Here is a 15,308-nt window from a genome sequence, read left to right on the forward strand (position 1 = left end):
GACGAAACCAGCGCACGTGATATGACCTCTCGTTCAGCCCCATCAAAAGGGACAACCCAAGCTATCCCATTGCGTATCCGCGCGCGAAGGAGTTCTGTCAGCATGGTGTCATCAAGTTGACAATACGGTCGATCCTTGCGGATCTCTTCCTCGACAAGGACAATAAGACACTGGACACGTTTTCGGAGGCGGGGAAATCCATCTTCGTCGCCGCCTGCCTTCTGGCGATCCAACGCGGGCGCGCGACATTGGGCGAGGTCAACAAGATCGTCACGGGCGGCGACTACAAGAATGCTCAGTACAGCGCCTACGCGGAAGAGGCCGTTGAACCCACCGTCAGGGAACTCTGGATCAATGCGGCCAGCGCGTCGTCGCGGCTTCTGACGTCCAATATTCAGGCTCTGATGACAGCTGGTCTGAAACAATGGGACAACCCGGCGGTCCGGACCGCGACCGAGGCGAGCGATTTCATGTTTGATCAGTTCCGCAAGAAACCCCACGCACTCTATATTGCGGTCTCCGAGGATCATATCGCGACCTTGGCCCCGCTTCTGCGGCTTATGTTTGCCGATCTGATTGCCAGCCTGAGGCTGAACGAACCAGGCCCGGACGAGCCCTGGCCCGTCATGATCATGATTGACGAGTTCCAGCAGATGGGTGCAATGCCCTATCTGGAACGTGCAATCCATTCGCTGGCCAGCTACGGGGGCCGGGTCGCGATGATCGCGCAATCCCTTGCCGCCCTTGACCGAATCTACGGTCCCGAAGGACGCGAAAGCCTCGAAAACGGGGCCGGACTCAAACTCTATATAACGCCGCGGGACCAGCGAACGGTGCGTGAAGTGTCGACCGCTGTCGGCAGCACAACCCGTGAAGCCGTCACCCGAACGTATGGGCGCAACAAAGGGCTTTTCGGTGTAACCTCGACTTCCGCCCGGCTGGAGGAGCGGCCACTTCTGTCCGAGACCGAAGCCCGGACAATGGATCCGGATGATGTGATTGTTCTGGCCTCACCGCAGCACCCGATCCGTGCACAACGGATCAAGTATTTCGAAGATCCCATTTTTATGAATATGGTCGACCGCCAAATGGGGCGGGATTTTCCCTACCCCCCGCGTGTGGACGGGGGCGGGCCCTGGTTGGATGGTAACGCCGCCGCATCTGCGATGGAAACAGACCGCGAAGACAGCGCTCAAACCGACGGACATGCGCAACTTCGACCGGCGCGCTCGATGCAGGTCCACCCGAAACATACTGGCGCCCAAGAACCACGGCCTGAAACTTCTGATCGGGCGGCGCCCGTCCCGCAAAAATGGCAGAAGGTGTTTCAGGAGCAGGAAGATTTTGTTGACCAATTGCTTGGGGAGGAGTGAGGAAGTGAAGAGTTCTCAAAGACGCGCGCCTGATTGAGTCAGGCGTTTGCCCTATTGCTTACTGCCGTGATTGATCCGGTTAAACTTTACAATGAATGAAGCCCGGATTCACGGTCCTTCTTGACAAACTTTGCCATTCCGCGCAGTTTGGCGTCATGGCAACAATGAATGTATCTCTTCCTGATCCGATGAAGTCCTGGGCCGAAACACGCACGAAAGATGGGCGTTACAGCAATGTAAGCGACTACATTCGAGACCTTATTCGCAAGGATCAAGAGCGGGAAGCCTCGATCGCCGAGCTTCAGCAATTGATCAAGGAAGGTCGCGAAAGTGGTCCAGCGAAAGAATTCAGCATGGCGCGCTTTATAGCGGGTAAGGTTGCCGAGCCTCGGAAGTGACGCGCAAGATCTTCTTACGTCCGGAGGCTGAGGTCGATCTCGCCTCTGTATGGGAGTATACTGTTGAAACTTGGTCTAGGGCTCAAGCCGAGCGCTATCTCCATGACATAGGCGAAGTGTTTCTTACCCTGGCCAACTTTCCCGAATTGGCTCGGCTACGCCCAGAATTTGACCCGCCTGTGCGCATCCACACCTTCCGAAAGCATGTCATTATCTATGTATTCGACGATACGACCATTGAGGTTATCCGTGTTGTGCATGGCCGTACAAACTGGGCGGTGTATTTGGCAACAGAATAGTCTTAAGACGCTTAAACTACAGATCAGCCGTGTTCTAATAAGACAGTTCATAGCGCAAGTTGAAGTGAACTACGCAGCAGATGATAATGACTGGAAAAGGTGATTTTCTGGATGACCTGCAGCATAGAAGCGGGACCTGATCTTCTACTATGTTCGGTAGAATAAAGAGTTGACGCATCGGTCTCTCATAACGTGCGCCGAATTTAAATTTTGGCGTACTTTCGAGTTGTAGTCAGCTGCTTACCTCTCTGCCTTGAACCACATGCCGTCGCTGTTGGCGTAGCGCCCGTCATCGGTGCCTTTGCGTAATTCGGCGCGCAGCGAGACTTCTTTGACCATTGCTTCCAGATCATTCTCGGCGGTCGCAGAAATATCGGCGATCTTAACGCCGTTGCCTTTTCCGGCCTTCTCTATGGCGCGTTCGACCAAGGTGCGTGCCGTGCCGCGTGGCGCGCGCTTACGACCTTTGGGTGTCGCTGTTTTCGCCTTGCGGGGTTTTTTCGCTTGGGGTTTTGAACCCGGCTTAGCGCTGGTTTTACCGGGGCTCAAGACCGACAGAAGCTCTTCCCGTGCGTCTGTTTTCCCCTTGGCGATGCCGTCCTTCATACCAAGCTCATACGCGTCATCCAGCGCGCGTTCTACTGTCTTCAAAAGTTTCTGAGTGGCTTTCATTTTTCCAACTTCTCTGCTGATTGGCGTAATCTCGCTATATGCCTGCGCTAATAGAACGTCAATCATGTCGGCATAGTGCTGTATACAGCGGCATGTCTATGGCCACTTTCGACGGCTGTTTCCTGAGGCGGCGAACGTATGCTTGCAATCCTACACGGTTGAGCTCGATTGTATTAGCTGAGATCATGGATCTGTGGCGGTTTGATACCGCACTTTTTGATAGCATTTACTGCAACAAAGCAGCGGTAAAAAAGTAAGACAGGTCCAATCGTTGTCATGTGATACGACTTATTCTGGGAAAGGTGTACCGCACGCGCACTCTTGGCCGAACTAACGCCACGAGACGTTCTAAGCTCGCTCATTTGGAAGCCATAAAGTCACCCGCTCCGCACTATCAAAACTTCCGTGATGCCCCGCCGTCCCTCCGATCGTCCAAGCTGGATAATGACATCGATGGATTTTCGAATGTAGGTTTGAACTTCTGCAAATGTGAGAGGTGTGCCCGCTTGAAGCACCATGAGAGCCAAGCGATCAATAGCAAGCTCGGCTGTTTCGGCATGAATGGTTGTGATCGACCCGCCATGGCCGGTATTGATGGCTTCCAGATATGTGAGGGCTTCAGAGCCGCGCAGCTCACCCAAAATGATACGATCCGGACGCATGCGGAGGCTCGCCTGCAGAAGGGCGCTTGCGGAGCGCGTGGAAGTCGTTGATCGTTCAGCCAGAAGGCAGACAGTGTTTGACTGTGCTGGAAACAACTCGAACGCGTCCTCAATTGTGATCAAGCGTTCTTTGCTTGGTACGGACTGAAGCAGATACCTCGCGAAAGTGGTCTTGCCCGTCGACGTGCCGCCACTGACGAGAACGTTCAAGCGCCGTCTCACAAGCAAATCCAGCGCTTTCGGCAGATCTATTTCCGCCAGCGACGCGAGTTCATCGAGCGTCGAAAGCCGGGCCTTTTCCAGAGAGATCGCCTCGCTAAACAGATATTGGGGTTCAAACTTGGATTGGTCGCCGATGCCAAACAATCTGATCGAGATTGCTGCTCCCTGCTCGACGGCTGGCGGAACGACAACCTGGATACGCAAGGGGCGGCCTCCATACGCAATTTTTCCTGACACCAGCGGCGAATTTTCCGAGACCTTGGCCCGCGCATCACCGACCAAACTAGCAGCCAGATTGGCGGCAGTATGGTGTTCGATTTTGCGATTGATCGGCTCCATGGCACCGGCACCCTGACATTCGATCCAGACCGCACCATCAGGATTTATCGCGAGCTCGACGACGTCTGCTCGCAAGACCAGATCCCGAAATGGTTCGAGGTATTGCTCGAGGTAGGAGGCAGGCAGATCAGTCATGGGCAGCTAGACTCTGACCGGCTCGGATATCCCGATCGAGAACCAGCAACGTGAACGCGCTCTTGTTCGGTCTGGAGTACATACAAATGCCTACTGTCTCGGGACTATGATGTCCCTGTCGACAATCACTGTCACCATCGCGCCTTGATCGACATAGATTGTAGGCGAGATCGACACTTGATCGGAGATGACGGAGTCTGTTGCGTTTTCGAGATCCGATCCGACCTCCTCCAGAACGTCGCGTGTTACGTCGTCTTCCGCTGAGTTCGCGGCAATCGCCGGCCCCGCTCCTATAATCGAGATCAACGCCGCTCCACCAAACCGTTCGTCGAATTTGGTATCCACCAGCCCAGTCATGCCTGACCGGCCAAGTTGATCTGCCCCGACCGATGCCAATTGCATCGACACGCCGTCTGGCGTCAGAATGCGGGTCCAGAGGATCAGGATTCGCTTTTGATCGACCTCTATGCCGGACCTGTACTGGCCGAACAGCCGCGATCCCTTTGGGATCAATACAATATCGCCAGTAAATGCGTAGACCGGCTCCGCCACGACCGCCACGACATTGCCCGGAAGATCGCTGTTGATCGCGGTTTGCAGTGCTGCCTGAACGACAGAGCCTTGCGCAAGTGTCTGGTCCGGGCGGTCCATGCGGGTGGCTTCCTCGATTTCAAGGGGGCGGGCGGCATTGCGAAGATAGGCTTCGTTCTCGGTCAGGGATGTTCCGTCACGAGCGGCACCTTTCTCGGGACCGCTTGCACCCGAAGCTCCTGTCGCCGCTGCCGTGGAATAGACCACCGAAGGCGATCTGATTTGGGCCACTAGCAGGTCTTCTGCCTGTTGTTCCGTCAGGCGATGCTGCTGTTGTTCTTGCTGACGCAGGCTGTCCAGGCGCTGTTGATCTCGGATGCGCGCCTCATCCGCTCGCTCCGCTTCCACCGCCTCTCGCTGCGCACGCTCGGCATCCAGAAGGTTTTGAAGCGATGCCAGACGTGCTTCGGTTTCGCGCTCCAGAGCATCCAGTTTTTCATCTCGATCTGCGACGGCCGCTTCAAGGATTTCGGTCTGATCCGCAAAAGCATCCCGAAGTTCGGTAACGGTGGATTGGATCATAGCGTTGCGGTCAGCCTGAGCTGCCGCAACAGCCGCCCGCAGTTCCTCAAGTTCTGCGAGAATGTCCTCACTTGGATCTGCTATCGGAGCTATAGGCGACGGGGCCTCGAGCGCCTCTTCTACTGCAATTAGCGCGTCGTCGACGCGCTCATTGGCCTCTTCGGTTGGGAACTCCAGCCGTCCGCCCGTTCGGAGGCGATCATTCTGGAATGGCGCGACATCAGACGTCTGTAGTTGATCTGTTTCCATTCGCTGATCAGTCGCGAAGAAATATGCAACGCCCGCACCGCCGAAGCCTAGAGCAAGCGCCAGAGCCGTGATCCCGAACCCGGGGCGCGATTTGGTCCGGCGGGAAGCTCTGAATGTGTCGAGGCGCTTTTTGAGGTCGGGATCATCTGCCATCGTTCAGTTGCTCACATAAATAGGAGAGCTGTCGCGGTAGATACAAAGCGCGTCTTCACCCAACCGCAGCGTCCAGAATTCGTTGACGCCGGACACCCGGACCGTATTACCGTTCTGCGTCCAGTTCACTGTCCGCTCACGACCTTGCGCGTCAGCTTTGAAGACCGCCGGCTGGCGGCCGTTCTCCTGAAACGTGAAATACGTGAACCGCCCATCATCGGAGACAGAAACGGGTCGGAAATCACCTTCGCCTGCGATCTTGTAGGTATAGCTGCGCGGTGCTTCAAACTCCTTGGCTTGTATATCTCTTGAACGTGCGCGTTGCTCGTCCTCAGGATAGCGAAACCGCACCTCGAAAAACATGCCGGTGCGGCCAGGGATCGATCCTTCGCGCAAATGAAACGCGTAGCTGCGGCGGTTGGTAAGCACAGTCATGTTGGTGGAGGCGTTTTGCACATGGGGTTTGATTGTCAGGATATTGCCGAGCTCCGGGATCGGATCGACCTGAAAGCTCTCCGTGTCGCCCACAATCACGGCCTCGAACCGTTCGCCGTCGCCAAATTGGATTGTCGTTGAATGTCTGAGATCGGTCTCGATCCGGAAGACCTGGTCCATGTCATAGGCCGCGTAGCGGATGCGGATATCTTTTGGTCCGCCTCGGGGCGTTGCTTCGGGCAGGGCAGGGGCCGCGACAATGGCAGAGAGAAAAAATAAGAATATTGCGCGCAGCGGCATCGGTCAGTTCTCCAGAGTCTCGGCATCAACCCGGTAAGAGGTCACAACGAACCCAAGGGGGTTGGCCCACACCTCTTGCAACCGTTGGCGGGTTTCCGGGCGGAATTCATAGGCGATGGTTGCGACATAAGGCCGGGTGATCACACGGGTGTCGCGAGGGGTGCGAAGGCTCTTCGTAAAGCGCGCCTGAGCCACGCCGGGCTCGATCTGGTTCACCGACCGGATGACGACCTCAATCTTGGCATTACGGCCATAGATGGCGACCGGATAGTCTGGATTGGTGGAAGACCAAAGATCTCGCAAGCTTCGGGCGGCATCTCTGTCCGAGCGCTGCAGAACGGAATTGATACGCTCCTCGCTATCGGTCAAATCGTAGGTTTCACGATCATCCACGTAGGCTACCAGATTGGCTTGGATGATTGCGTCGCTCTCATCGACGCTGAGCGCTTCGACGGCTACGACGCGGTCCATCTCGCCGGTCTCCTTGTCTACGACGACCACGACCGTCTCCACGGTCTTCAATGGGAATAAGGTGACAGCACCCGCAAAGCCCAGCACGCCTACGACGGCACCCGCTGCCGCAACACAATAGGCGAAGCGTTCCCGCCGCCTTGGGCCGAAAATGACATCGGCCTCGAAGGCATCCTGATCAAACGTGGTTCGGGTCATGTCTTCCGGAAGGATTTCGTGAGCGCGAGCGCCGCAGCGGGCGTACGACGGATCAATTCATTGCTCTTTGTTGCGGCACCGCTGATATCCTGGCGAAGTTCGTAGGGCGTCCGACCGGTCAGAACCCGTCCCGCGCCACCTGTCCCGTATTCGCCTGTATTGACCATACCGCGCCGGGCCAAGCCGGTCAGGCCAGCCGCGTTGGAGGCGATTCCCATAACGCCGGTGAGATTCGACGCAATGAAGGGGACGGCGGCCATCACGCCAGCGGAAAGAAGCAGAATGACAAGGAATGGCAAGATCAGGCCGACTGTCTCAACCGCATCCGGATCTGCAGACGTCTCGCCAATTGCCTCGGCAATCGCCACGATGATCCCGGCAGCGCCTGCTGCAGCGACTGGCATAAGCGCGTAGCCGATGGTCGCGCGCGACCAGGCTTCGAACAGGGATTGAGTCGGTTTGAAGAGCGACGTCAGGATCATGAACGGAGCGATGACGATCATGAGGGTGAACACGATCCGCGCATAAGCGATGATCCCGGCGGTGACGGCTGCGAAAACGGCAGACAAGACGAAAAAGATAGCGCCGAGGACTGCTCCAAACACCCAGCCTGCACGATCGCCGATTGCGTCACCGTAGGCCGTGATCCGGCTCACCATGCTGTCGAGGCTCTCGTAGACGCCCGCTTCGGTGCCGGTGTCGGTAAGGGCGAGTATGGATGCACCAACGCTGTCTGGGACTTCGGTGATGATCCGATAGACGATTTGAAAGTTATCCCAGCTTTGCGCGAATATCGCGATCAACGTGATCTTGATGCCGAAGGCGAAGCTGCTGCCAAAGGTCATCGGCCTGAGTTGTAGGACCACATTAATGCCGAGAAGAATCAATAGAAGCACTGATCCCGCCGACAAGACGTCTCCGACCGCACCAGCGGATGCGACAAATCCGTTCTCCGAGACAGTGTTGATTGCCTCATCCACCTGGGTCAGAATATCTGCGATGATCCCCATCAATTTGTCTTACAGGCGGCACTGCGCGCCGCTTCGGCCTTCGTCGCACGATTGTTTAGCGCGACCACATCGAAGGGCAGTCGGGGATTGTCGGATGTGACGAACTCTTGTGATTGTTCGACCACGTCCTGCCAGGTGAATTCACGCAGATGGCAGGTACAGTCACCGGTCTCTTCCCATCGCTCTGCGGCCAGGATTTGCAAGATGGCGCGATATCCATTGCGGATGTAGGCGGTGTCTGCGAGTGCCTTTGGGGGGCGAGGTGCTCTGCACTCAGTTAAATTTTCTGCTGGCTGAGCCATCGAGTTGAACTCGGCTTGCGAGATCTGGGTGCTGAAGACGAGTGGAAGCCAGGCGAAGGTGATCGCGGCACAGGGCGCAGTAAACGAGCGGATCATTCCGGCACCTCCATTGATCGGAATTTTCGTTCGTCGGCGAGTGTGGCCGCATCGACAACACCAAGCTGTCCGCCCGTGACCCCAGCGGTCGCCTCGAGCCGCCATATTTGGGTGAGGATGATCCCCAATTCTGCCGAGACACGCGTGTTGAGATCAACGGCGGCTTTCATTCCGTCCTGATCATCGATCAGGCCGACCATGGTTTCCAGGCGTCCGAGGCTTTCGCCGGCCTCGGCATGGCTTTCTTGGGCTGCGACGGACAACATCGTGCTGGAGCCCGCTTGGGTCGCGATCCGCTTGTCGGCGGGCTCTTCGCTCTCTGACAGTGATGTCAGACGATCTTGCGTGAGACCGGTGCCTGCGAGCACGCTTTCGGCCGCTGCCGTTAAATCTGCATTGGGCTTAAAGCCACTCACAAAATCCCCGCGGGACAAAGCCTCCGCGGTGGCGAGCGGTGCAGCCAATTTACCACGCAGGCGATTGAACTCCTGGACCGTAGCAAAGAGCTGCCCCAACTCGTTGCCCTCGGTGAGTGAGGCAAGCTGTCCCTCCAGGTTCAACAGTTGGCTCAACTGCGTTTCGAGGTCATCGCGCATGGTCGTCAATTGTTGCAGCTGAATGTTCAAATCCTCCGCCATATGTTCGAGTTGCAAGACCAGCTGGCGGAGTTGAGAGCTGTCAAATGTTGGAACACCCTGAGCGACCGATTGTGATCCCGCGAGGAGTGTTGCAAGTGCCGTTCCGAAAACCTTGTTTTTCATCTGATCTCTCCTGTTGCCATGAAGGGCCGCTCGGCCTGGTGATCTGCGGCGAGATGTAGGGTTCGAGACGCCGTCTGCTGATGGCTGGCAGCCATGAGACGCATCCTCGACGCAAGAATGCGGCCGATCTCGGCTTTGGCGTAGCTGTTGAGTTCAAATGCTCGCTTGATGTCCGGCATCTCGTCGATCTGCCGAATAATGATTGTCAGGCGATTTAAGACCTGCTCGATCTTCGCCCGAGCGTCGGCGGCATAATTAAGTGTCGCATCCGAGATGTTGCTATACTCTGCGAGCGCCATGTCGGACGGGGACAAGGTGCCAAGCGCATCCGCTCCCCCGATAGTCTCCAGATATGAATTATAGTACCGGGAGATGTTTCGCACGTAGCTCTGAGTTTCAGCGAAAGGGGGTACGCCACCGTAGTCCTGGACCCGCGCGGGACCGGCATTGTAGGCGGCCAACGCAAGGGGAACGTTGCCGAATGTCTCCAGCTGCATCGTGATGTAGCGCGCGCCACCGCGCAGATTATCCATCACATCATGGCGATCCACCCCCATATCCAGGGCAGTGCCCGGCATGAGCTGCGTCAAACCGTAGGCGCCGACCGGGCTTACAGCCGAAACGCTAAACCGACTTTCCTGCTTTATGAGCGCCTGAAACAGACAACGCCATTGGGTGGGGGTAAGTCCTGCGCGGCGAACGCCTGGTGCGTCTGCATATTCCTCCGCGACCTTGACCATCATCATTTCGATGGTTTCTCGGGCCTCGCCAAAGAGGCGGCTGTCCATAGGATGCGTATCGGCGGTGGGATAGATCGCACCCGCAGGGAAGTCCGTATGCCCCTCGAGTGCGCGAATATCAAGGCCTGGGCCAGAGAGTGCTACAGACATCGCGTCCAGCACATCCAACTGATCGGATTGTACGGCCGACAGCCTGCCGCCTGTGTCAGACTTGTTGTCTTGTGTTTTCATATCTTTCCCCAGTGTCGAGTGAATTGCCGACAATTGAGCGAGGCCGGCGCTGTCCTGCGTGGGCACGCCTTGTGCGTGTGCTTGAGATGCTGTGCAGAGGAAAAGCAGTGAGAGAAACGCATGTGACTTCATGGGATCAACCCGATCTCTTCGAACATGCAATCTTTTGTCGGCGGCGCTACAAATGGCAGGATCGCAGTATTGGCACCCTCGCGAGGGGAGCCGGTACCTTCGCCCAAGCAGGGTGACGTGGCGTCTGTATACTGCGTGCAGGCCACCAAGCTGGTTGTCCAGAGAAGGAAGATCATTCGCATATGCGCCTCCAGAACTCCGGATTGCTCCGCCAATCATGGCCTACCTGAGCTTCCCCTGACCGACCACCGCCCAAGAGCGGAAGGAGGGAGCCGAGCCCGGAAAGGTCTGTATCCACAAAGACGCTATCGTCTGTTGATCGGACCAGTGCGATACGTTGACCAGCGGTCGGTTGGGTGAGCAACGCGGCTTCTTTTTCGTTCAAGCGCAGAAAATCGTAGTCTTCTGGTTTGGCACGGTCGTTGGGAAATAGGATTTGCGTTGGAACAGTCTCGGCGATGGTTTTGCCAACTTTGGCATCCTGCAACTGACTGGGATATTGGGTCATCATTACAACGACGCAGTTCATTTTTCGCAGCGTAACGAGCCAATTCTCGAGACGGTTCGAAAAATACGGATCATCAAGCAGCTTCCACGCCTCGTCGAGAACGATAAGCGTGGGGCGCCGATCTTCCACAATCCGTTCAATCCGGCGCAGGATGTAGGTGAGAACCGCCATGCGTTCGGTCGACATGTCGAGGATTTCGGTCATGTCAAATCCAACGATGTCATCGTGCAGATCGAGAGCGCCATCATCAGGCGGGTCATCGAAGACCCACCCGAAGCGACCTCCGGGGGACCATGCGCTCACGCGGGCCTGGAGTTCTTCGTTGTCATCGAGCGATTGGAACAGCGTCTGAAACGCGGTGAAGTGCTGGAGCTGTGGACCTGCCTGCGCATTTTGCACGACGGCATTTTGAATACTACGGGATTGGGCGTTGGATAAGTTGCCATCTCGAGACAGCAGTGTTGCGAGCCAGTCTGTGAGCCAAGCTCGACCACGTTCGTCGGTTTCTGTCTGAAGCGGATTAAGCCCGGTCGGAATGCCGGCACGGATAACGTTGTAGCGTCCTCCCAAAGCCCGGATTGCCATTTCGAGGCCACAGTCTTTGTCGAAGAAGAACAGCCGGGCGCCCACGCGTTGGGATTGCGCGGCGAGAAAAGCCGTCGTGAGCGTCTTGCCGCTGCCCGTACGGCCCAGCACAAGGGTATGACCGACAGTCGGTTCCCGGGTTACAGGACCCGCCTCGTGGAAATTGAAGTTGTACCCGGACGTGCCTGTTGTCGGGAAAACGGTCAGGCGGGATCCCCAGGGTGTCTCGGTATCTGGTCGGCCCGGCGTGCATCCGTGGAGGGCGGAAAAATCCGCGAAATTGATTGTCGAGATGGGTGTCTTCCGTGCGCGGTACGTGAAGTTGCCCGGCGCTTGCGCGAAGTAGGTGGCCTTGAGCGCAATCTTCTCGCGCACGATAACCCCCATGATTTCCTGGCCCAGACGCTTGATCTCGGCTGCGGCCTGTTCGAGCGTTGGCTGATCCGGGGCGTAAACCGCGATGGAGAGATGATGATCGCCGAAGGCGATGCGGTCGGCTTCCTGATCGTCTGCGGCCTCCAGCAATTGATCACGGAGGGATACTGCCGCATCATCGGAGGCATGCATTTGGCGAGCGATCCGCTGAATGCGTTCTGCCATGATATTGGTCGGAATCGGTGTGAATGAGTTGGTCAAAACCACATCGAGCGGCAGATCGAGCCTATCGAGAAGCGAGACATCTGTCAGGGCCGGATAGCTCTTGAGGCTGAAGAGCGCACCGAACCGCGTTTGGCCTGTTACTGCGCAGGTCATCCGCGCGGTATCTTCATTGAAAGTGACCCGGGAGGATCCGAGTCCGTGGGCGAGGGGCAGCAGCGCTTTTGGGGTTGCAATAGGGTTGAATTGACCGCTGAGCAAAGCGCCGAGATAGCCCAGCCACTCGCCGTTTGAGTTGTCGAGACGCGCGGGCTTGGCCGCCGCGAGAGCCGTCTGGAAGAAACCGGCCACCTCGTCGAGCTCCCGGGCGCGCGCTGCCCGATCTTTTATCCAGACCCGCTTTGCGAAGGCCCCGAGAAGCGGGACCCGCGCTCCCGGTTCGGGCCGCCGCAAGATGCTGAGATAGAGTTGTGGTGTTTTCAGGTCGAGACCGCCGACATGGGCTTGCCAGCGCCGATCAATCTCGGCCGCAAACCCATTGCCTTCGATGGATTTGAGGGTGACATCCTGTGGAATGGAGAGCCGGTGAATGTAGAACCCGTAGAGATTGCCGGTTTGGGCAACTACGCCAGCGACCGCCCGGCGTGTGGCGTCCAGGTCTTGATCGGGGGTTGTCAGTGAGTTGATGCCGTCAAGGCGCAGTGTCGCCATCAAGTCACCCTCTCGCAGCGCCATGACATCGGGTTTGGCGAAAACCATAAATGGCAGATGTGTAGCAAGATGGCTCTCTCGGCCCAGTGCCGGGCCAGCTATCTCCCGCAAGGTTGCATTGGGCTGTCCGTACCGCACTCCGTCAAGCGTCATAGCTGTCGCCCCCATGGAGCGATCGGTTGCGCGTGGCGCGCACTGAACCATAAGAGACCCGTAGTATTTCGAAGAAATGGGGCTCCTTGTCCGCGACAAACCAGAGGACTGGATATGCCGACATACCGATGAGAAAGAAGATCAAGGACTTGGTCCAGATAAACGGCAGTACCACGCCGAGTGCCAGCACAACGAGATATCCGACGGGAAGACCCAGATACTTGGGCGGACGAGCGAGACCTAGAAATAGCGGCGAGCGTTCGGCCATCAGGTGAACCCTCCGACAATCGTGTCTGCGGAAAAAATCAATACGATCCCGATCACAACAGAGGCGAACCAGCCCCAGTTCAGCCGTCCCATCATGCACAGGAAGCCGGTGCAGATGACGGCGAGCGTGGACACTGCAACCCCAATGGGGCCGGTCAGTGAAGCCTCGACGGTCTCGAGCATGTTCTGGATCGGCGAGAGGTCCTGTGCCGCGCCCGGCACTGCGAAGAGCCCGGCCCATCCGGCGATGACTATCAATCGGGTCGTGGCACTGAAACGGCCCTGTCGATGTCTTTGCATGATCAAGTCCCTTTCAGTGCCGCTGCTCGACGGTTGTTACTCTTGGTATGGAGGGTCTTTGCTGAGGCGACAGCGGCCGGAGAAGCTCCAGGCCCGAAAGGGCCAAGCGGGCCCGTATCCGATGGATCCTCGCGATATACCGCCGTGTTTCCGGAAAGGGCGGCACCTGCCCGTAGGTGCGAATACGTGTGGGCCCGGCGTTGTATGCGGCCAAGGCAAGGTCAATGTCACGGAAACGTCTCAGTTGTGTAAGGAGATACCGGGCCGAGCCGTCGAGATTCTGCTCTGGATCTTTGGGATCAACGTCCAGGGCCCGTGCCGTGGCGGGCATGAGTTGACCCAAACCCACTGCACCTTTTGCGCTGACTGCGTCCGAACGATAGAGGCTCTCTGCCTCGATCAGCGCGCGGAAGAGATAGTGCCAGTTTGGCGACGATAGGGACAGACGTTGCAGGATCTCTTTGTGTGCGTAGCGTGCAGCGGTGATTTCAATGGCGCGCAGGACTCGGTTTCGGTCGCCACTCTTCGTCTGGCCGCTCTTTGTATTCGTGTAGTTTTGGGCATGTTGGAGATTGTCTGGCTCATGGGCGACCCATCCCGCGGTGGTTCTAAGGTTTCCGTCGCTCCGGAAGATCATCGCCTCGGCCATCGGCATCGAAGGTGATGTCATAGTCACGATCAAAGCACAAAGGCCGACCATCGCCGAATTCCCGATGGTGTTTGAACAACCCCGGCCAGATATTAAACAGACGGGCCTCTGGCCCGTGAGGTCCAAACCTTGTGGAAACGAGAACTGACTCCGGTTCTCCCTCGCAGAGGTAGACGCATTGGTAACGCGGCTTGCCATCATCGGTGACCCCGACACGCTCGTACCGACAGCGAAACGCACGTTCCGATGCGATGAGGTCTTTCACCCCATCAATCGTGATCAGAAGTTGATGTTTCTTGATCGGCATCGGGCTCCCCCACTGGCAGCCCTTCTACACGTTGCAAGAAAGCGCGCAAAGACACCACTTTGCAATATGTAATATTGCGCAATGTATATTTTCAGCAGATATGTGCTCATCATCCCTCGAAACGGAGCGAGCCCATGCTGCGAAACTTATCACTTACACTCTGCACGAGTTTTTTTCTGACGGGTACTATCCCGGCCAAAGCTTACGATATGGATTGCGCGATTTTGCTCTGCATGGCGGGCGGATTTCCAGAAAGCGCTGTGTGTGCGGCGGCCCATACGGAAATGATCCGGCGTGTGACGCCTTGGCCAAGTAAGCCGCCTTTTGGAGTTTGCAGCTATAGCGCCTCCTCGGAGACACCGAGCGCAGGAGCCATCCGGCGCCAATACACCGCCATACCGGATTTTGCGTGGCTGGAGCGAACGCGGGTAATCTGGTGGTCGGGTTGGTCAGTCGAAGATGCGCAAAAGGCGCGGCGCTGGACCTGGCGGATCCGATCCTGCGAGGCCGACAGCAAGGACTGCAAACTTCTTTCGAGTGGTCATCGGCGACACAGCCCGTGGCCGAAGGAGTTTATAACTGAGAATGGTCAGAGCATTGCGAGCCCGGTTTTAGCTGATCACGGCCCTGTTCGCAGCCGCGGCATCATCCTTGAGTACAGTGACATCGACGGCAAAATGTCCCATTCTGACTGGATCAGATATTAAGGCGACCAGATGCCATACATTATCCCCATGATTTCACGCTCTTGGACCTCTGTGTTCCCCAACATCTCTGGATCCACAAGCCAACTTCGGGTCTGCAGCCCTGTATTCCATTCGTGATCGAGCCACACCGACACCTCCTCGCTATCGCGCAGGATGTAGCCTTCCCGGATCGGTACGGCACGTGTCAGGCGATCTTTCATGGCCTTCCTCAGATTGTCAGGCGCAGCAATTGC

The 15,308-nt window shown here is 57.0% G+C and carries 20 protein-coding genes; 4 read left to right on the top strand and 16 right to left on the bottom strand.

The window, feature by feature from the left end; all coding sequences use genetic code 11:
- Window positions 1–116: 116 nt before the first annotated feature.
- The 3 genes from KIN_RS21535 (at window position 117) to KIN_RS21545 (ending at window position 2,070) form a co-directional block, all read left to right on the top strand.
- Entirely contained in the window at window positions 117–1,373 is a 1,257-nt protein-coding gene (locus KIN_RS21535) for a type IV secretory system conjugative DNA transfer family protein (protein WP_243145007.1), read from the top strand.
- A 164-nt stretch (window positions 1,374–1,537) separates the two neighbouring features.
- Window positions 1,538–1,771 carry a type II toxin-antitoxin system ParD family antitoxin gene (locus KIN_RS21540; protein ID WP_306439019.1) on the top strand — a complete coding sequence of 78 codons (234 nt, stop codon included), beginning with the start codon at window positions 1,538–1,540 and terminating at the stop codon, window positions 1,769–1,771.
- Window positions 1,768–2,070 carry a type II toxin-antitoxin system RelE/ParE family toxin gene (locus KIN_RS21545; RefSeq protein ID WP_159811067.1) on the top strand — a complete coding sequence of 101 codons (303 nt, stop codon included), beginning with the start codon at window positions 1,768–1,770 and terminating at the stop codon, window positions 2,068–2,070. Before KIN_RS21540 ends, KIN_RS21545 begins: the two co-directional genes overlap by 4 nt.
- Before the next feature lie 240 nt (window positions 2,071–2,310).
- Here the strand turns inward: KIN_RS21545 and KIN_RS21550 are convergent, their stop codons facing one another.
- The 15 genes from KIN_RS21550 to KIN_RS21620 form a co-directional block, all read right to left on the bottom strand.
- Window positions 2,311–2,742 carry a hypothetical protein gene (locus tag KIN_RS21550; protein ID WP_159811069.1) on the bottom strand — a complete coding sequence of 144 codons (432 nt, stop codon included), beginning with the start codon at window positions 2,740–2,742 and terminating at the stop codon, window positions 2,311–2,313.
- Between the two features lie 377 nt (window positions 2,743–3,119).
- Window positions 3,120–4,100 (bottom strand): P-type DNA transfer ATPase VirB11, encoded by a 981-nt coding sequence (gene virB11 / locus KIN_RS21555; protein ID WP_159811071.1) that lies wholly within the window; start codon window positions 4,098–4,100, stop codon window positions 3,120–3,122.
- Between the two features lie 90 nt (window positions 4,101–4,190).
- Complete coding sequence (locus KIN_RS21560) at window positions 4,191–5,615, bottom strand: TraB/TrbI/VirB10 family type IV secretion system protein (RefSeq protein ID WP_159811073.1); 1,425 nt, start codon at window positions 5,613–5,615, stop codon at window positions 4,191–4,193.
- A gap of 3 nt (window positions 5,616–5,618) precedes the next feature.
- Complete coding sequence (locus KIN_RS21565; protein ID WP_159811075.1) at window positions 5,619–6,350, bottom strand: TrbG/VirB9 family P-type conjugative transfer protein; 732 nt, start codon at window positions 6,348–6,350, stop codon at window positions 5,619–5,621.
- A gap of 3 nt (window positions 6,351–6,353) precedes the next feature.
- The gene (locus KIN_RS21570; RefSeq protein WP_159811077.1) at window positions 6,354–7,019 is read right to left on the bottom strand and encodes a VirB8 family type IV secretion system protein; all 666 of its coding nucleotides are present in this window, start codon (window positions 7,017–7,019) and stop codon (window positions 6,354–6,356) included.
- Complete coding sequence (locus KIN_RS21575) at window positions 7,016–8,029, bottom strand: TrbL/VirB6 family protein (RefSeq protein ID WP_159811079.1); 1,014 nt, start codon at window positions 8,027–8,029, stop codon at window positions 7,016–7,018. The genes KIN_RS21570 and KIN_RS21575 overlap by 4 nt, the downstream gene beginning before the upstream one ends.
- Window positions 8,029–8,427 carry a hypothetical protein gene (locus KIN_RS21580; protein ID WP_243145008.1) on the bottom strand — a complete coding sequence of 133 codons (399 nt, stop codon included), beginning with the start codon at window positions 8,425–8,427 and terminating at the stop codon, window positions 8,029–8,031. Before KIN_RS21580 ends, KIN_RS21575 begins: the two co-directional genes overlap by 1 nt.
- On the bottom strand, window positions 8,424–9,188 hold the full coding sequence (locus tag KIN_RS21585; protein WP_159811081.1) for a type IV secretion system protein: 765 nt from the start codon (window positions 9,186–9,188) through the stop codon (window positions 8,424–8,426). The genes KIN_RS21580 and KIN_RS21585 overlap by 4 nt, the downstream gene beginning before the upstream one ends.
- Complete coding sequence (locus tag KIN_RS21590) at window positions 9,185–10,159, bottom strand: lytic transglycosylase domain-containing protein (RefSeq protein WP_373281694.1); 975 nt, start codon at window positions 10,157–10,159, stop codon at window positions 9,185–9,187. The genes KIN_RS21585 and KIN_RS21590 overlap by 4 nt, the downstream gene beginning before the upstream one ends.
- Before the next feature lie 128 nt (window positions 10,160–10,287).
- Window positions 10,288–10,467 carry a hypothetical protein gene (locus tag KIN_RS21595; RefSeq protein WP_159811085.1) on the bottom strand — a complete coding sequence of 60 codons (180 nt, stop codon included), beginning with the start codon at window positions 10,465–10,467 and terminating at the stop codon, window positions 10,288–10,290.
- Complete coding sequence (locus KIN_RS21600; RefSeq protein ID WP_159811087.1) at window positions 10,464–12,845, bottom strand: VirB4 family type IV secretion/conjugal transfer ATPase; 2,382 nt, start codon at window positions 12,843–12,845, stop codon at window positions 10,464–10,466. Before KIN_RS21600 ends, KIN_RS21595 begins: the two co-directional genes overlap by 4 nt.
- On the bottom strand, window positions 12,835–13,113 hold the full coding sequence (locus KIN_RS21605) for a VirB3 family type IV secretion system protein (RefSeq protein ID WP_159811089.1): 279 nt from the start codon (window positions 13,111–13,113) through the stop codon (window positions 12,835–12,837). Before KIN_RS21605 ends, KIN_RS21600 begins: the two co-directional genes overlap by 11 nt.
- A complete protein-coding gene (locus KIN_RS21610; RefSeq protein WP_159811091.1) occupies window positions 13,113–13,412 on the bottom strand; it encodes a TrbC/VirB2 family protein in 300 nt (99 codons plus the stop codon). The genes KIN_RS21605 and KIN_RS21610 overlap by 1 nt, the downstream gene beginning before the upstream one ends.
- Window positions 13,413–13,425: 13 nt before the next feature.
- Window positions 13,426–14,082: a lytic transglycosylase domain-containing protein gene (locus tag KIN_RS21615; RefSeq protein WP_306439020.1), complete on the bottom strand. Its 657-nt coding sequence runs from the start codon at window positions 14,080–14,082 to the stop codon at window positions 13,426–13,428.
- Window positions 14,021–14,368 (bottom strand): hypothetical protein, encoded by a 348-nt coding sequence (locus tag KIN_RS21620; RefSeq protein WP_159811093.1) that lies wholly within the window; start codon window positions 14,366–14,368, stop codon window positions 14,021–14,023. The genes KIN_RS21615 and KIN_RS21620 overlap by 62 nt, the downstream gene beginning before the upstream one ends.
- A 134-nt stretch (window positions 14,369–14,502) precedes the next feature.
- Here KIN_RS21620 and KIN_RS21625 point away from each other — a divergent pair, with 134 nt between their 5' ends.
- Window positions 14,503–15,075, top strand: coding sequence for a hypothetical protein (locus KIN_RS21625; protein ID WP_159811095.1), 573 nt, complete (start codon window positions 14,503–14,505; stop codon window positions 15,073–15,075).
- On the opposite strand, the gene KIN_RS21630 is transcribed toward KIN_RS21625, so the two are convergent.
- On the bottom strand, window positions 15,072–15,275 hold the full coding sequence (locus tag KIN_RS21630; RefSeq protein ID WP_159811097.1) for a hypothetical protein: 204 nt from the start codon (window positions 15,273–15,275) through the stop codon (window positions 15,072–15,074). The genes KIN_RS21625 and KIN_RS21630 overlap by 4 nt on opposite strands.
- Between the last annotated feature and the right edge of the window lie 33 nt (window positions 15,276–15,308).

Origin of the sequence: Litoreibacter roseus, from assembly GCF_009811795.1 — a bacterium.
Taxonomy (GTDB): domain Bacteria; phylum Pseudomonadota; class Alphaproteobacteria; order Rhodobacterales; family Rhodobacteraceae; genus Litoreibacter; species Litoreibacter roseus.

Excerpts from the sequence above, each read along its gene's own strand:
- KIN_RS21540 (WP_306439019.1), top strand. The coding sequence starts at position 1,538 with ATGAATGTATCTCTTCCTGATCCGATGAAGTCCTGGGCCGAAACACGC.
- KIN_RS21550 (WP_159811069.1), bottom strand. The coding sequence starts at position 2,742 with ATGAAAGCCACTCAGAAACTTTTGAAGACAGTAGAACGCGCGCTGGAT.
- virB11 (WP_159811071.1), bottom strand. The coding sequence starts at position 4,100 with ATGACTGATCTGCCTGCCTCCTACCTCGAGCAATACCTCGAACCATTT.
- KIN_RS21560 (WP_159811073.1), bottom strand. The coding sequence starts at position 5,615 with ATGGCAGATGATCCCGACCTCAAAAAGCGCCTCGACACATTCAGAGCT.
- KIN_RS21565 (WP_159811075.1), bottom strand. The coding sequence starts at position 6,350 with ATGCCGCTGCGCGCAATATTCTTATTTTTTCTCTCTGCCATTGTCGCG.
- KIN_RS21570 (WP_159811077.1), bottom strand. The coding sequence starts at position 7,019 with ATGACCCGAACCACGTTTGATCAGGATGCCTTCGAGGCCGATGTCATT.
- KIN_RS21575 (WP_159811079.1), bottom strand. The coding sequence starts at position 8,029 with ATGGGGATCATCGCAGATATTCTGACCCAGGTGGATGAGGCAATCAAC.
- KIN_RS21580 (WP_243145008.1), bottom strand. The coding sequence starts at position 8,427 with ATGATCCGCTCGTTTACTGCGCCCTGTGCCGCGATCACCTTCGCCTGG.
- KIN_RS21585 (WP_159811081.1), bottom strand. The coding sequence starts at position 9,188 with ATGAAAAACAAGGTTTTCGGAACGGCACTTGCAACACTCCTCGCGGGA.
- KIN_RS21590 (WP_373281694.1), bottom strand. The coding sequence starts at position 10,159 with ATGAAAACACAAGACAACAAGTCTGACACAGGCGGCAGGCTGTCGGCC.
- KIN_RS21595 (WP_159811085.1), bottom strand. The coding sequence starts at position 10,467 with ATGATCTTCCTTCTCTGGACAACCAGCTTGGTGGCCTGCACGCAGTAT.
- KIN_RS21600 (WP_159811087.1), bottom strand. The coding sequence starts at position 12,845 with ATGACGCTTGACGGAGTGCGGTACGGACAGCCCAATGCAACCTTGCGG.
- KIN_RS21605 (WP_159811089.1), bottom strand. The coding sequence starts at position 13,113 with ATGGCCGAACGCTCGCCGCTATTTCTAGGTCTCGCTCGTCCGCCCAAG.
- KIN_RS21610 (WP_159811091.1), bottom strand. The coding sequence starts at position 13,412 with ATGCAAAGACATCGACAGGGCCGTTTCAGTGCCACGACCCGATTGATA.
- KIN_RS21615 (WP_306439020.1), bottom strand. The coding sequence starts at position 14,082 with ATGACATCACCTTCGATGCCGATGGCCGAGGCGATGATCTTCCGGAGC.
- KIN_RS21620 (WP_159811093.1), bottom strand. The coding sequence starts at position 14,368 with ATGCCGATCAAGAAACATCAACTTCTGATCACGATTGATGGGGTGAAA.
- KIN_RS21625 (WP_159811095.1), top strand. The coding sequence starts at position 14,503 with ATGCTGCGAAACTTATCACTTACACTCTGCACGAGTTTTTTTCTGACG.
- KIN_RS21630 (WP_159811097.1), bottom strand. The coding sequence starts at position 15,275 with ATGAAAGATCGCCTGACACGTGCCGTACCGATCCGGGAAGGCTACATC.